We start from the raw sequence: 16,377 nt of genomic DNA, 5'->3' as shown, positions 1-16,377 counted from the left end.
TTTATTCAACAACTGTTTCATTATAAGTTAAATGGCTTAAAAAGGGGATTTTTTCAGACTAATAAATTAAAAGCCTCCACCCTATCCTTGCCTTGCCAACAGCGCCAACCAAGCGTCTTTTACTTTGCCTTCTACAAGCATTTTTTTTGCCAATTGAATGAAGTCTTTCTCCAAATTTTCATTTTTAAAACCCTCTACTTCCTCAGCCTGCGGCAATTTTTCAATATTCCCCAAACGTCCCAATTCATTTCCAGTAAACAGTGGATTTGTTTTTATAAAGTCAGGAATGGAATCAACACCAATGCCTTTTTGGATACTGGGCTTCGGTATCTCAAATAAGGCATCACCCGAAGCACGGGCGTACCAATCGCCGCCCATGCGGGCTACCCAGTCGGTTTTTCGTTGGTCAATGCGGCCGTTTTCGTCCAGAATATCTTCCGAAAAATGCGCTAAAATCACTTCACAAATAATCAGGTTGGCTGCACCACCTTCTTCACCCAACGAAATAATTTGCTTGACTTTACACTCAAAAACGGCTTTCGACTCCCCCACCCGAGGTGGTTTTACCAGTTGGGATGGAACTTCTGTAAAACCCGCTTTCACAAACTCGTTGGTGCCTTTTGGATACTCACAACTCGCCAGCGACATCTGCTCAACCATGGCATAATCCACCATGTTAATCACCACTTCGTCTACTTCTTGTACGTTTTCGAGGGTATGTTTATTGGTGGCATCGCGCACGCGGCGATTGGGCGAAAAAATAAGCGTAGGGGGCTTAGTACCGAATAAATTGAAAAAACTAAAGGGACTTAAATTAACGTTGCCGTCTTTATCGACCGTACTCGCAAAAGCAATCGGGCGCGGTGCCACTGCGCCTTGCAAATAATGATGAATGACGGGAACGGACACGTCTTTCGGATTGATGGTAAGCATGGTGATGAAGGTTATTTTGCTGGCAAGATAGTTGTTTTTACTTCTCCAAACCCTACCCTAATTTCACCTTTTTGCGCAAAACCCCGAATGATAAGCGTGTCGTAATCTTCTACAAACTTACGTACCAAACCATTGGGTAGCGGAATCGGATTTTTCCCTCCCCACGTCAATTCCAACAACGACCCGAAACTGTCGGGTTCTTTGCCCGAAATCGTACCCGAAGCAAGCATATCTCCCACGTTCAGGTTACAGCCATTAACGGTATGATGCGCAATCTGCTGCGCTACGGTCCAGTACATATTTTTGAAATTGGAACGGCAAAGCAAAAACTCAGATTGCTCTTTATCCTCTGCTGGTTGAATGTACACCTCCAGTGTTACATCAAAGTTTTGAAGATGTTGCCCTTTTAAATACGGCAAAACAGCGGGGATTTGCGCAGGTGTAGGCACCCGAAATGGGGCGAGGGCCTCCATCGTAACGACCCAAGGAGAAACCGAAGAAAAAAAGTTTTTTGCCAAAAACGGCCCCAGTGGCACGTATTCCCATTTCTGAATATCGCGCGCTGACCAGTCGTTGAATAACAAAAACCCAAAAACGTGCTCCTCTGCTTCATTGACCGAAATGCAGTCACCGATTTCATTACCCATGCCGATAATGGTAGCCATTTCCAATTCAATATCAAGACGTTTGGTCGGACCGAAAATCGGCGGTTGCGTCTCGTCGGGGCAAGTCTGTCCTTTAGGACGGTGGAAGTGGGTCCCCGACACAAAAATCGACGACGCCCGACCGTGGTACGCCACTGGCAAATGTTTCCAATTGGGCAATAACGCATTTTGTGGGTCGCGAAACATGGCCCCAACGTTGAAGGCATGTTGCTCACTTGAATAAAAATCGGTGTAATCACCCACCTTAACTGGCAGATGCAAAATGGCGTCTTTTTGTGGAACCAAAAAATCGGAGGCAAAGCCTTTGAAAGGGCTACACGGGTCTTCAAAAATTTGCTGTAACACCTGCCGCACTCCCACCCGAACGGCTTTACCCGCCGCCATAAAGTCGTTGAGAAACTCCTTTTGAAAAACGTTTTTATCAAACTCAACGCCGCCAAAAGCGCCCAAATCGGCCAGTTTGGTCATATCAATAATCCAAGGGCCAAGCGCCACCCCGACTCTTTTTGGGGTTTTAGGCGTTGAAAAAATACCGAAAGGCAAATTATGAATCGAAAAATCGGAGTTTTTATCAATGGAAAGCCACATAAAGTATGGTCTTGAAAGGGTGAATAAAGATAAAAATGGCCAAAAATTAGGCTAACCAACTCTGGTAATACTTTCCATCGTCAATTTTGAGGGCATCTTCGGTTACCATCAGCGGCCTGAAGGTATCAATCATGACGGCGAGCTCAATGGTTTCTTTTTTGCCAATACTCCGCTCGTACGCACCCGGCGCGGGGCCGTGCGGAATACCGCCCGGATGGAGTGTGATGTGCCCCTGCTCAATGTTGTTTCGACTCATAAAATCACCGTCTACGTAATAAATCACCTCATCGGAGTCGATATTGGAGTGATTGTAGGGCGCGGGAATGGCCTTGGGATGGTAGTCATACAAGCGCGGGCAAAACGAACACACCACAAACGCGCTCGTCTCAAAGGTCTGGTGTACAGGCGGCGGTTGATGAATGCGCCCCGTAATAGGCTCAAAATTATGAATCGAAAAACCGTAGGGGAAATTGTAGCCGTCCCACCCGACCACGTCAAACGGATGCGTAGGATAAAGCATTTCGTAAATTTTGCCCTGTTTTTTGATTTTCATCACAAAATCTCCCGCTTCATCGTGGGTTTCGAGTTCTTCGGGAAGTTTGTAATCACGCTCACAATAGGGCGACTGTTCGAGCAACTGTCCAAACCAATTTCGGTACCGCTTGGGCGTATAAATCGGATGAAACGACTCCGTAATCAGCAGTCGATTATCTTCAGAATCAAACTCGATTTGATATATGATACCCCTTGGAATAACCAGATAATCACCGTATTCAAACGGAATATTTCCGAGTTGGGTGCGCAGTTTCCCCGAACCTCGGTGGATAAACAACAGCTCGTCGGCGTCGGCATTTTTGTAAAAATACGAGGTCAACGATTGGCGCGGTGCCGCCAGACTGATATGCACATCACTGTTGACCAACAGCCGCGTTCTGCTTTCTAAAAAATCTTCTTTCGGCGGTACGTCAAAGCCTTTCAGTAGCCGCGCTTTTATTCCCTTTTCGACGGCGATTTTAGGCGAAACATCCGTTTCTGACAAAATCTCTTTGACCATCGTAGGCCGATGCACATGGTACATCAACGACGACATGCCGTCGAAGCCGACGGTGCCAAACAGTTGTTCGTAGTATAATCCCCCGTCAGGCTTCTCAAATTGGGTGTGCCGTTTGGGGGGAATTTTGCCGAGTTTATGATAAATAGGCATGGCTTTTCTCGATAAGATACAAAAAAGTATGCGCTAAATTACAAAATAAAAGTGCTAAGGCAATAGTTGCTTTAACAAATAAATTACAATCTATGTATCAAACCAATTACAAATACCCATTTCTTTGGAGCACAACCATGAAAATTGGAAACTTGATTTTCATGGTTGCGTATCATGCATATACCCCAAGATACTTGCAAAATCTTAGCTCAATTGTAAAGGCCGCTCATTTTTAATTGAGTATAACCATCAAACAAATGTTTTTATAATCTAACGCCATATCTTAGAATCCAAAAAGCAACCCAAAACCCATGCAACAACGAATTTACGCAAATGCCGCATTTGGCTATTCGCTTTGCCTCATTGCGCTTTTCTCCCTCACCCTCCAAGCCCAAACCCTCCGCCCACCAGCCTATCCGCTCATTACCCACGACCCTTATTTTAGTATTTGGTCGGAGGGCGACCGCCTGACGGATGTGGCTACCACCCACTGGACCAGCAAGCCGCAATCCATGGAAGGAATTGTGCGCGTAGATGGCAAAGCCTATCAATTTATGGGTGCAACACCCATTCAATATAAATCAGTTTTATCCACGGGTGCCGATGCCAACGTTTCGGTCAGATATACCTTTGAGAAGCCAAGCGAAAGCTGGAAAGAGAGCAATTTTGACGATGCTAAATGGCAAACGGGGCGGCTTCCGTTTGGTTCACACACCGACCGCAGCCACCTTTCTTGGACCAAAGGCGGAGTTTGGATTCGGCGCACGTTTGATTGGGACGGCCAAACCGACCCAAGCGCCCTTAGACTTATGCTGGCCTTCAACGACGAAGTGGAAGTATTTCTCAACGGGATTCCCCTCTATGAACACCACAGCGTAGCCGAAGATTATCGGCCGTATCCCATTCCTGCCAAAGCACTGCAAACATTGAAAAAAGGCCAAAACCTGTTGACAATCTATGCGTTGCACACCAGCGGAAATGCCTTTATTGACGCGGGCCTTGCCCAAGAAATTAAAGCCGAGCCGCTTCAGTTGGCCGAGCAAACCAAGGCAGAACTTACCGCCACCAAAACAACGTATACTTTCAAAGCGGGCGGTGTCAATTTGAGCGTCAGCTTTTTGTCCCCTCTTTTATTAAACGACCTTGAAGTAACGGCTCGGCCCGTCAGCTACATCACTTATTCGGTGAAATCCAACGACGCCAAACCCCATGATGTACAATTGTTTACGGGAATAGCGGGCACCGTTGCCACCAACTTACCCAATCAAGAAGTAGTGACAAACAACGGTAAAGCAACCAACCTGAACTGGCTGGCTATCGGCACCAAAGAGCAACCGTTGCTCAAGAAAAAAGGCGATGATGTACGCATTGATTGGGGTTATGCCTACCTAGCCGTTCCTCAAAACGCCCAAACCCAACTCGCAAGCGGTGCATTTAGGGCCTTGAAACAAAACTTTGTTAGCAATCAAACCTCATCGACGGCGGTTGCTGCAGGTGCGGCTGCCGACATGGCCTTGAGTGCGGTGGTTAACGTTGGAAAAGTAGAAAACACGCTTAAAACAAGTCATTTGCTCGTGGCATACGATGACGTATACTCGGTTCAGTATTTTGGCACAAACTTGCGCCCGTGGTGGAATCGGACGGGTAAAGTGACCATCGAACAACTCTTGGCGATGGCCGAAAAAGAGTATCCCGCTATTCAAATAAAATGTGCCGCATTTGATAAAACCATTGAAAACGACGCATTCAAAGTCGGAGGTAAACAATACGCCGAACTTTGCAACCTAGCCTATCGCCAAGCCATTGCCGCCCACAAAATAGTGGCCAAACCCAACGGCGAGCTGTTGTTTTTCTCAAAAGAAAACTTTTCCAACGGCTCTATCGGCACCGTAGATGTGACGTACCCTTCGGCACCGTTGTTTTTGGCGTACAATATCGAGTTGATGAAAGGAATGTTGCGGCCCATCTTTGATTACAGCGAAAGCGGCCAATGGACCAAACCATTCCCCGCACACGACGTAGGAACCTATCCACTAGCCAACGGACAAACTTACCCCGAAGACATGCCCGTAGAAGAAGGTGGCAATATGCTCCTACTCACGGCCGCCGTCGCCGCCGCCGAAGGGAACGCAGATTTTGCCAAACAACACTGGAAAACGCTCTCTACTTGGGTGGAATTTCTCGAAAGGGATGGTTTCGACCCCGCCAATCAGCTTTGTACCGACGATTTTGCGGGACATTTGGCCCGTAACGCCAACCTTTCCATCAAAGCTATCTTGGGGATTGCCGCTTACGGACAGCTTGCTCAGAAAATCGGAGACTCGGCTACTGGCAAGAAATACCTCGACTTGGCCCGCAGCCTAGCCTCGCGTTGGCAAACGATGGCCGATGTGGGCGACCACTACGCCTTGACGTTCGACAAGGGCAATACATGGTCACAGAAGTACAATTTGGTTTGGGACAAGCTGTTGAAATTTAACGTTTTCCCTCCGTCGGTGGCGGAAAAAGAAATCAAATATTACCTCAAAATACAGCAACCCTACGGCCTGCCGCTCGACAGTCGCAAGACCTATACCAAATCTGACTGGATTTTGTGGACGGCCGTACTGGCGCAATCGCCCGCTGATTTTCAATCCCTGATGCAGCCGGTGTGGAAGTTTGCCAACGAAACCCAACCCCGCACGCCCCTTACCGATTGGCACGAAACCCCCAATGCCAAGCGTGTAGGTTTTACCGCCCGCTCGGTAGTGGGAGGATATTATATGAAAGTGTTAGAAGAAAAACTGGCAAAGAAGCAGAAGAAGTAAACTAATCTTTGGGGCTGTGGAGACACAGCCTTTTTCTACAGTTTTAAACAAAAAAGTGGTCAGCAAAACTTGCGGACCACTAGAAACAATTAAACCCACTAAAAAAATATCCTACGTTTAGGCACTTACTGGAACGGGCACCGTCTTATTTCTTATCGTGTTTTCAAACTGATTTAACTCCTCCTTCATCTCTTCCAGATAACGTTCCGCTTCGTTTTTGAGTGAAGGAATGAGTTCTTTGTAATAAGCGACGCCTTGCAAAAGATTGTTTTGAAACAGTTGCAGATAGCGTACCTTCTTGGTGGTTAGATGGTCCGCACTTTTCTTCAACTCATCGTCAAAGTACTTTACGTACATTCTTAATTCATTCACAAACAGGTTGGAACGCTTCACGGAGTTGAGCAAATTCAGGCGGCCATAAATGTGGTCAACCATCTGCTGCAACGTAAACACCCCCGAGAAATACGCCAAATTGGGGCCCGGACAAATCGTCACTGCGTTGAGGTTGTGCGCCGGTTTGAGCCCTTCACTCAACAACGCCGACGCGCCCAGTCCTTCGCAAAGGCAATCCTTTTCCGTTACTTCTGCCAACTGCGCTTCGTAAACTTCCGGCGAAAGGTTTTGTTCTTTCAACTGATTGATTTTCAGATGCTGGTATTGGCGCGAAGCCGCACAAATCGGAATCTCGGTAAACTCGGTATTGGCCACCAAAAACTTTTTATAGCAAGGACTTCCTGGGCGATTCTTCGCAATCCGTGCCGCCAACTGATGCTGGGCGGTACTTTTCCGAAAGTTATTGAACGGAATCCCCAGCGGCGAGGCATGGCTCAAATAATAATCATCGGGCTTGGCCGTAGCCAGTGCTTGAAGCGTGTTTTCGTCGACACTCGTGGCTTCGGGAACCAACAAAAATGGACTGCCCCAACCCGTGGCATCGGCCTGATAATAGTCGAGCAAAAAGGCATTTTCGTTGGCCGTTCCAATGCCTCCCTGCACCGTGACACGAAGCACAGGTTGGGTTTCAAACGTAGGTACACCTTTGGCCGTCAAGGCTTGGTTGCACATCGTCCACAGCTCTGCGGCCAGTGCTTCTCGATTGGCTTTAAATTCCTCCATGATTGGTCCCAACAACAAGCCATCAGTCGCAAAAGCGTGGCCGCCGCAGTTCAATCCCGATTCAATTCTGAATTCTGACACCCACAAACCTTTTTTGGCCAATATTTTTCCTTGGGTCAAAGCCGAGCGATAATCGCTTACTTTCAATACAATCTTCTTTTTTAGGTAGCCTTTTTCATCGGGAAAAAAGTCACTGAAAGTGTCAATATATGCGTACAAACGCGGGTTGTATCCCGCCGAGAAAACCACTGAAGATTCCAAATCACTCTGGGCGAATCCCCGTAAACTGGAAAGGGCGTCCGAAAACTCTTTGGGCAACATTTCTCCCTCTTTGGTGTAATTATTTCGGTCTACCTTCGCCATGATGTTGACATCAATGGCCCCCGGTTTGATTTCACCCCGCAATTTTTCCTGCAACTGCGCTTTGGCCTCGCCTTCCTCCAACGACATCATGTTTTGATAAAGCGCCTTGACCGACGAATTGTCGGGGAGGAGTTCGAAGTATTTTACAATTTCGGTGCCCATCGCAAACGGCAGATTTCGGAGCTTTTCTACCTGTTGCATCACAATCCGATTGACCAGATTGAGGTAGGAGTGAATTCGTTTGGCGCGCCAATCCTCCACCTGCTCTGTGATCGGAACAAAGGTCTCATTTACCCACGGGCTGTACAACTCGCGGAGGCGCTCCATCAGTTCGTCTTCAATAATAGAAATAACCGACGAAATCCCAAACCTTGCCACTTTTATGGGCGATTCCATCGTAAATCCCAGCCCCATGACGGGAATATGAAATGTATGTTGTGTTGACATGTGGAAAACAGTGTTTTAATAAATGATTCGACGAAGGGATATAAACGCATTCCCAACCCTTCAAAAATCGACATTTCTCCCCATGAAAATGATGATATAAATCAGTACTCACTTGCGTTATTCAAGCAAATGCTTCACTTTAACTTCATTTTTTTGAATTATTTGGCTGATAATTGAGTTTACACTTCTGCTAACAGTCGATAGACTACGCACATTACTTATCAAAACAAAACCCTCAAAAATCAAATGAAAAAAGTTGTTGTACTTCTTTTTGTTCTATTTTCAGTAGGCGCATCGGCCCAGGGAATCAAGACACCCGCTCCTAGTCCAACCCAAACCCTCAAGCAGGACTTTGCGCTTTCTTCCATCGAAATCACTTATTCTCGCCCCGCCGCGAAAGGCCGCAAAATTTTTGGTGATTTGGTGCCATTTGGTAAAATCTGGAGAACAGGTGCCAACGCCGCCACCAAAGTGACCTTCGGAGAAGATGTAAAAGTGGGGGGAGTGCCCGTAAAAGCAGGTTCGTACGCTATTTATTCCGTACCAACCGCCAACGAATGGGAAATTATCATCAACAAAGGTGCCAACAACAGTGGCTTGACGGGCTATAAAACAGAAGACGATGTGGCTCGCTTTAAAGTAGAGTCGATGAAATTGCCGATGATGATTGAGAATTTTACCATCATTTTGGGCAACCTAACCGCATCTTCTGCCGACATTCAAATCCTGTGGGAAAATACCGCCGTACAAATCCCAGTAGTGGCCGACATCGACACTAAAATCATGGCGCAAATCAACTCGGCCATGACCCTAGACAGCCGCCCGTATTTCCAAGCCGCCAGCTATTATTTTGACAACGGCAAAGACATCAACAAAGCGCTGGAATGGGCCAACAAAGCCGTTGAAGCACAACCTACGGCGTATTGGGTAATGCACCTGAAAGCAAAAGTTCAGGCAAAAGCAGGCGACAAAGCCGGCGCAAAAGCCACCGCCATGAAGTCGATGGAAATGGCAAAACAAGCCAAAAACGACGATTACGTGGTTCTGAACCAGAAGCTGATTGCGGGATTATAATTCTCAGTAAATATAAACGTGGAGGCTGTCCAAATGTTTTTTGGACAGCCTCCACGTTTTGCTGGTCGGCTAGCCACAAATACGCCCAACTTAATTTCTTGATTGGGTCTGATTGCCCAAAATCCCGCGCGCCCGGCTTGGAAAAAGGGGCACTTTTTTGAGGTGAAATAGAAAGCCAAGCCACCTACGCCAACTCCTTCAACACCTTCACAAACGTATCCAATTCCTCGGTAGTGGTGAACACGTGCGGGGTCACGCGTACACCGTGGACGTTGGCGTAGTCAATGGCGACGGTCCAAATTTTGTATTTTTCCATGAGCGTTTTGGCGAGGTCGGCGGGTTTGAGCTTGGTCACGCCCACGTTGGCAATGGCTCCATGACGTTTGGGGTCGGCGGGCGTATTGACCACAATGCCCGGATGGTTTCTGACCTGTGCCGTCCAGTAGCTTTGCAGATAGCGAAGGCGTGCCTCTTTGCGTTGTATACCGATTTTTTGGTGGAATTTGATGGCATCCGCCAATGCTAAGTCTGTATGGACAGGGTGCGTACCAGTGTGATTGAGCTTGCGAATGTCATCGTCGGCGTAGCCTGTTTCGCCAATTAAAGGCCAAATCTGCTTGATTTTATCTTTTTTGACGTACAACAAACCCGCGCCCAGCGGACACCCCAGCCACTTGTGCAGACTGCTGCCGTAATAATCGCAGTGTAGGTCGGGAATCTTAAAATCAAAATGACCTACGGCATGCGCTCCATCCACCATTACTTCTACGCCTTTGGCGTGGGCCATATCGGCGATTTTTTGCACTGGCAAAATCTGTCCCGTAATATTAATGATGTGGCACACCATCAACAGCCGCGTTTTGGGCGTAATGGCCTGCGCGTACAGTTCTACAATTTCTTCATCCGATTTGGGGTGATTGGGCACCGAAATGATTTTGTTGACAATGCCATAACGACGCGCCTGTTGTTTGAACATATCCAACATGGCTCCGTAATCCTGCACCGCCATCACCACTTCATCGCCCGCTTTCCAGTCGATTCCCGAAATAATGGTATCCAAGGATTCAGTGGTATTTCGGGTGATAATCACTTCTTCGTGCGACGCACCGACCAATTCCGCCAATTGTTTGCGCACCGCCAATTTATCATCAAACTGCCGCGTCCGCATATAATACGACGAAATGGGATTAATGTCTCGAATGTGTTGAATATACGATTCCAGTACTTGATTGGACGCCAACACATAATAGCCGTTTTCGAGGTGAATAAAGTCTTTTGTTACGGTAAATCCTTTTCGTAATTCTGACCAAAATTCCTCGTTTTGAGCCACTTGCTCGGGGGTTTGGGAAGCAATGGCAGGCAACAGCGCATCAATGGTGATGGAAGGCAAGGCCGCTAACCCGGTCAGCGATTGGAGAAATTGGCGTTTGTTGAGAAGCATGAGGAAGCAGAAATTCGTTGATGAAAGAGTCAATGGTAAAAATAGAAAAATAAGACGAAAATACACCTATCACGCCACAAACCGACCCTAACAAAAACGGGCGACATTCACGGATAAATTATCCATGCCTGTCGCCCAATGATGTGGACTGCTAATCCGTGTTTGTTTACTTAGGCATTACTACCGTATCAATCACGTGAATCACGCCGTTACTACCTTTCAAATCAGTAGCCGTTACGGTTGCTTTTCCGCCTTTTTCGTCGGTCAAAATCACTTTTCCACCCACAATCGAAGCAGTCAGTTTACCACCTGCTACGGTTGTCAATACAACTTTTCCCATACCTTCTTTGATTGCCGCCATTACTTTGGTAGCATCAAGATTTCCAGCTACTACGTGGTAGGTAAGAATTCCCGCCAAAGTTGCTTTGTTTTCAGGCTTCAGCAAAGTCTCTACCGTGCCAGCAGGCAACTTAGCAAATGTGGCGTTGGTTGGTGCAAATACGGTAAAAGGCCCCGCTCCCTTGAGTGTGGCTACCAAATCGGCAGCTTTTACCGCGGCTACCAGCGTGGTATGGTCAGCTGAGCCAATGGCAATGTCAACGATGTCTTTTTTGTTCTGCGCCATGGCACTTACGGCAATCAGACTTAATGCAAAAGCGAAAATGGTGTTTTTAACTGATTTCATTGTTGGTTTTTAGTTTTGTCAATAGTATAAAATGATACTACGATTGATGAACAGGTTGTTCGCGCAATTGTTTTGTTAAATTTTTACTCTATAATACCAACCAACGATTATCCCGAAAACGCATCTGTGGGAGGGAATCGGTCTTTATGCTTCTCTATACACATAATGACTTAAGTCATTTTCTGGCGTTAGCACAAAAACTATCTTTATAAAATGCTACTTTTGCACCGTGAAAATGCTTATCTCAAGATTTTTGTTAATCATCTACCTCTTTTCAGCAACGGAACTCAACCAGTTGTTGAAGTTACCGGTGCTTGTGATGCATTTTCAGGAACATCAGCAAAAGAACTCTTCCATTTCATTTTTTCAATTCCTCCATAATCACTACGCCATCAATCACGCAGACGATGGCGATGCTGAGAGAGATAGTCAACTCCCTTTTCAGTCAAACGACCACTCCAGTTCGTTTCAATCCCCTTTTTACTTCTTTTTGAGTTTTACGCCTTTATCACCAAGCATTACGATTATCAAAGAAGGAAATCCTTCTTATTACACCTCTGCACATATTTTGGCCGCCCACCTCTCTACCATTTGGCAGCCACCTCGATTCATTTAATGAAACATTTTTGAGATGTATGTCTCCTTATTTATCCTTCATCAAGTGCGATGAAGGTGTTCCGTTGTTTCATTAAATTCTATTTTTATGTTAAATTCAATCATCGAGTTTTCCGTCAGGAATAAACTCATCATCGGGCTGTTTGTCATTGCCCTCCTCGGCTATGGTACCTACGAAGTTACCAAACTGCCCATTGACGCCGTTCCCGACATTACCAACAATCAGGTTCAGGTCATTACCATTGCTCCGTCTTTTGGGGCTACCGATATTGAACGTCTCGTTACGTTTCCCATTGAGCAGGCCAACAGCAACATATCAGGAATGCACGAAATCCGAAGTTTTTCCCGATTTGGGCTGTCGCTTGTTACCATTGTGTTTGACGATGCAACTGATATTTACTGGGCACGCCAACAAGTGGCCGAGCGTTTGCAAAAAGTACAATCCGTTATTCCTCAAGGTGTTGGTGTGCCAGAATTAGGCCCTGTTACGACGGGTTTGGGTGAAATTTACCAATACGTGGTGCGTCCCAAAGACGGCTACGAAGGCAAATACAACGAAACCGACCTGCGCACCATTCAGGATTGGATTGTGCGTCGGCAATTGTTGGGCGTCAAAGGCGTGGCCGAAGTCAGCAGTTTTGGCGGAAAGCTCAAACAGTATTCCATCGAAGTGGACCCCGCCAAATTACAAGCCAACAACATCACCATCAACGACGTTTTCAAAGCCCTCGAAAACAACAACCAAAATACGGGCGGCTCGTACATCGAAAAAGCTTCCACCGTTTTGTATATCCGCAGCGAAGGTTTAGTGGGTGGCATGGACGACATTAAAAACATTTCCATCAAAAGCCTCAGTGGTGGCACGCCCCTGTTCATCGGCGATGTAGCCGACGTAAAAATCGGCTTTACCACTCGTTTTGGGGCCATGACCTACAACGACCAAGGCGAAGTAGCGGGTGCGGTGGTGATGATGTTGAAAGGTGCTAACAGCAGCGAAGTGATTAAAGTAGTGAAAGAGCGCATTGCCCAAATTCAGAAAACCCTGCCCGAAGGCGTAGTGATTGAACCGTTTTTGGACAGAACCAAAATGGTGAACAACGCCATTAGCACCGTCGAAAAAAACCTGTTGGAAGGGGCGCTGATTGTCATTTTTGTCTTGGTGCTGTTTCTCGGAAATTTTCGTGCAGGACTTTTGGTAGCATCGGTCATTCCGTTGGCAATGTTGTTTGCCATCATCATGATGAATCTCTTCGGCGTCAGTGGCAATTTGATGAGCTTGGGGGCGCTAGATTTTGGGTTGATTGTGGATGGGACGGTGATTATTGTCGAAGCCGTCATGCACCAACTGTCTCATAACAAGAAATTTAGCGGCATTTCTCAGATTAGCCAAACTCAAATGGATATTGAGGTAAACCAATCGGCCAGCAAGATGATGAACAGTGCGGTATTTGGTCAAATCATCATTTTGGTGGTGTATCTGCCCATTTTTACGCTGCAAGGTATCGAAGGAAAGATGTTTAAACCCATGGCGCAGACGGTGGCGTTTGCGTTATTGGGAGCGTTTATCCTGTCGCTGACCTACATTCCCATGATGAGTTCGGTGTTTTTGAGCAAGAAAATCAAACACGACCTCAACTTCTCAGACCGACTCATGGCCAAGGTAGAAAATGCCTATCAAAATGCGCTGAATAAAGTCGTTGATTTTCCTAAAACGGTCTTAATCGCTACCATTTCCCTTTTTGTTTTGGCTCTTTTTGTTTTCTCAACCTTGGGCGGCGAGTTCATTCCTGCCTTGGAAGAAGGCGATTTTGCGGTGGACACGCGGGTGCTGACAGGAAGCAACTTGACCACAACCATTGCCAATACCCAAAAAGCGGCCCACATTCTCAAAAGCCGTTTCCCCGAAGTGGAAAAAGTGGTGACCAAAATAGGTAGCGGAGAAGTTCCCACCGACCCTATGCCAATGGAAGCCAGCGATATGATGGTGATTTTAAAGGACAAAAACGAGTGGACCTCGGCGAAAACCTTTAACGAATTGGCCGAAAAAATGGGAACGGCCTTGGCCGAAATCCCCGGCGTGACAGCAGGTTTTCAGTATCCTGTTCAGATGCGTTTCAACGAACTGATGACGGGGGCGCGGCAAGACGTGGTTTGCAAGATTTTTGGGGAAGATTTGGATACCTTGGCGGCTTATGCCCATAAACTGGGCGGTCTCATCAATACCGTGGAAGGGGCAAAAAACTTGTATGTAGAGGCAGTATCGGGAATGCCGCAAATCATTATTCAGTACAACCGAAATGCCATTGCTCAATACAATCTCAACATTGCCGACATCAACCGAGTGGTCAATACGGCTTTTGCGGGGCAAAGCAGCGGGATGGTTTTTGAGGGTGAAAAGCGGTTTGATTTGGTCGTACGCCTCAGCGGCGAGCAGAAAAAGGACGTGACCGCAGTGCAAAACCTGCTGATTCCTACGCCACAAGGCACACAAATTCCGCTGTATCAATTGGCTGATGTTCAAATCAAAGAAGGACCCAATCAAATTCAACGCGAAGATGCCAAACGACGAATTGTTGTAGGGTTCAACGTTCGTGGCCGCGACGTGCAGACGATTGTGACCGAACTGCAAGCCAAGGTAGATAAGCAATTGCGCTTTCCTACCGGCTATTATGTGACCTACGGCGGAGCATTTGAAAACCTCAACGCCGCCAAAGAACGCCTGATGATTGCCGTACCCGTGTCGCTGATATTGATATTTTTATTGCTCTTTTTTGCCTTCAATTCCGTCAAGCAAGGCCTACTGATTTACTCGGCTATTCCGCTGTCGGCCATTGGCGGTATTTTGTTTTTGGCGATGCGGGGGATGCCGTTCAGCATCAGTGCAGGGGTAGGGTTTATTGCTTTGTTTGGCGTGGCGGTTTTGAACGGCATTGTACTGATTGCTGAGTTTAATCGTCTCAAAGCAAGCGGATTGGAAGATACAAAAAGCATTATTTTGGATGGCACAAAAGTGCGGCTTCGTCCCGTTTTGATGACGGCTTTTGTGGCGTCCTTAGGCTTTTTGCCGATGGCCCTCAGCAACGGCGCAGGGGCCGAAGTACAACGCCCCTTGGCTACGGTCGTGATTGGCGGGCTGCTAATTGCTACGTTTTTGACGCTGTTTGTGCTGCCCGTTTTGTACATGGTTTTTGAAAAAGTGGGGGTAAAACCTCCTAAAATAGCAACGGCCACAACCATTCTGCTTTTAGGATTCTCCCTTTGGAGCAATCATACCCAAGCCCAAATGCCCATTACCTTGCAAGCGGCCATTGATACAGCCTTGAAAAACAACCTGTTGGTAAAAAATGAAAAACTGATTTCGACCTACCAACAGGCGTTGCTGAAAACGGCCAGGAACTTACCGCAGGCCAATGCCACCGCCGAAATTGGGCAAATCAACAGTGCGTATGTGGACTCAAAAATCGGCATCGGACAGGCGTTCAGTTTTCCGAAAGTCTATAACACAAAAAAAAATCTGTTGAACGAAGAATGGAAACGAAGCATTCTGGCGGTCAACGTACGAGAAGTTTTGTTAAAAAAACAGGTGACGCAGGTTTTTTACGGATTACTGTATTTACAGCAAAAGCAACAATTGCTGCAATTTGCCGACACGCTTTACACCGATTTTTTCAAAAGGGCCGAGTTGCGTTTGTCGAAAGGCGAAAGCAACGTGCTGGAAAAAGCAACCGCAGAAACCCAATTGGGACAAATTACGACGCAACTCAATCAGCTTTTGCAGGATATCGACATGATGCAGTTGCAGTTTCAGTTGTTGCTCAATACGTCCACTACTTTTACCCCTTCTGCCAATAACTTCAAACTTGCCCGAACGGCCACTGAATTGTCGTTAAACGAACATCCATTCATACAATTATTGAAACAACAACGAGCCATTGCGGCGGCTTCGGTTGAGGTCGAAAAAGCACGATTTCTTCCCAACCTTTCGGTGATGTACAACAACGGCAGCATTCGGGGCGTGGGGGCTGACAATAAAACCTATTCGGGCCTTCACCGATTTCAGTCGGTGCAGTTGGGGGTTGGGATTCCTATTTTTACGACGGCCCAAAAAGCCCAAATCAACAGTGCCAAAGTGCTGCAACTCGTGGCTGAAAGTAATTATTCGGTGGGTTTTCAATCATTGGATACTGAGTATAAAACGGCTCAAAATCAGCACAATAAATTCTCTCAAACGGTGGCTTATTTTGAAAATACGGCCTTGGCCAACGCCCGTTTGATTACGACCACGGCCAACCAACAGTTGTTTGCGGGAAATATCAATTACCTCGAATGGGTGCAATTGGTAAATCAGGCCACCACCGTCAGAAACGACTACGTAGAAGCCATTCGGAACCTGAATGAGGCCGTTATTCAACTCAATTATTTCAACAATAAATAGACAA

General features: G+C 46.7%; 10 protein-coding genes. 4 read left to right on the top strand and 6 right to left on the bottom strand.

Annotated elements, in window-relative coordinates; translation table 11 throughout:
• Positions 1–81 precede the first annotated feature (81 nt).
• From DVG78_RS27580 to DVG78_RS27570, 3 genes are read right to left on the bottom strand one after another with little or no spacing between them, the layout of a single operon-like run.
• Positions 82–933, bottom strand: coding sequence for a flavin reductase family protein (locus tag DVG78_RS27580; RefSeq protein ID WP_114464241.1), 852 nt, complete (start codon positions 931–933; stop codon positions 82–84).
• A gap of 11 nt (positions 934–944) precedes the next feature.
• A complete protein-coding gene (gene fahA, locus DVG78_RS27575; protein WP_114464240.1) occupies positions 945–2,186 on the bottom strand; it encodes a fumarylacetoacetase in 1,242 nt (413 codons plus the stop codon).
• A gap of 46 nt (positions 2,187–2,232) precedes the next feature.
• Positions 2,233–3,390 (bottom strand): homogentisate 1,2-dioxygenase, encoded by a 1,158-nt coding sequence (locus DVG78_RS27570; RefSeq protein ID WP_114464239.1) that lies wholly within the window; start codon positions 3,388–3,390, stop codon positions 2,233–2,235.
• 311 nt (positions 3,391–3,701) lie between these two features.
• Here DVG78_RS27570 and DVG78_RS27565 point away from each other — a divergent pair, with 311 nt between their 5' ends.
• Positions 3,702–6,197, top strand: a complete 2,496-nt coding sequence (locus DVG78_RS27565) for a glutaminase family protein (RefSeq protein ID WP_114464238.1) — start codon at positions 3,702–3,704, stop codon at positions 6,195–6,197.
• 117 nt (positions 6,198–6,314) lie between these two features.
• Here DVG78_RS27565 and DVG78_RS27560 read toward each other — a convergent pair whose 3' ends face one another.
• The gene (locus tag DVG78_RS27560) at positions 6,315–8,123 is read right to left on the bottom strand and encodes a hypothetical protein (protein WP_114464237.1); all 1,809 of its coding nucleotides are present in this window, start codon (positions 8,121–8,123) and stop codon (positions 6,315–6,317) included.
• Positions 8,124–8,369: 246 nt separating this feature from the next.
• Here DVG78_RS27560 and DVG78_RS27555 point away from each other — a divergent pair, with 246 nt between their 5' ends.
• Entirely contained in the window at positions 8,370–9,197 is an 828-nt protein-coding gene (locus tag DVG78_RS27555) for a DUF2911 domain-containing protein (protein WP_114464236.1), read from the top strand.
• 184 nt (positions 9,198–9,381) lie between these two features.
• Here DVG78_RS27555 and DVG78_RS27550 read toward each other — a convergent pair whose 3' ends face one another.
• Positions 9,382–10,638 carry an aminotransferase class V-fold PLP-dependent enzyme gene (locus DVG78_RS27550; RefSeq protein ID WP_114464235.1) on the bottom strand — a complete coding sequence of 419 codons (1,257 nt, stop codon included), beginning with the start codon at positions 10,636–10,638 and terminating at the stop codon, positions 9,382–9,384.
• Between the two features lie 166 nt (positions 10,639–10,804).
• Complete coding sequence (locus tag DVG78_RS27545; RefSeq protein ID WP_114464234.1) at positions 10,805–11,323, bottom strand: fasciclin domain-containing protein; 519 nt, start codon at positions 11,321–11,323, stop codon at positions 10,805–10,807.
• Positions 11,324–11,576: 253 nt separating this feature from the next.
• Here DVG78_RS27545 and DVG78_RS27540 point away from each other — a divergent pair, with 253 nt between their 5' ends.
• Together DVG78_RS27540 and DVG78_RS27535 are read left to right on the top strand one after the other, a co-directional pair.
• Positions 11,577–11,939 (top strand): hypothetical protein, encoded by a 363-nt coding sequence (locus tag DVG78_RS27540; protein ID WP_147277190.1) that lies wholly within the window; start codon positions 11,577–11,579, stop codon positions 11,937–11,939.
• Positions 11,940–12,026: 87 nt separating this feature from the next.
• Complete coding sequence (locus DVG78_RS27535) at positions 12,027–16,373, top strand: CusA/CzcA family heavy metal efflux RND transporter (protein WP_114464232.1); 4,347 nt, start codon at positions 12,027–12,029, stop codon at positions 16,371–16,373.
• The last annotated feature ends 4 nt before the right edge of the window (positions 16,374–16,377 follow it).

Source organism: Runella aurantiaca, from assembly GCF_003339505.1.
Lineage (GTDB): Bacteria > Bacteroidota > Bacteroidia > Cytophagales > Spirosomataceae > Runella > Runella aurantiaca.
Note: the sequence above shows the minus strand (reverse complement) of the source record. Positions and strands in the feature narration are given on the sequence as shown.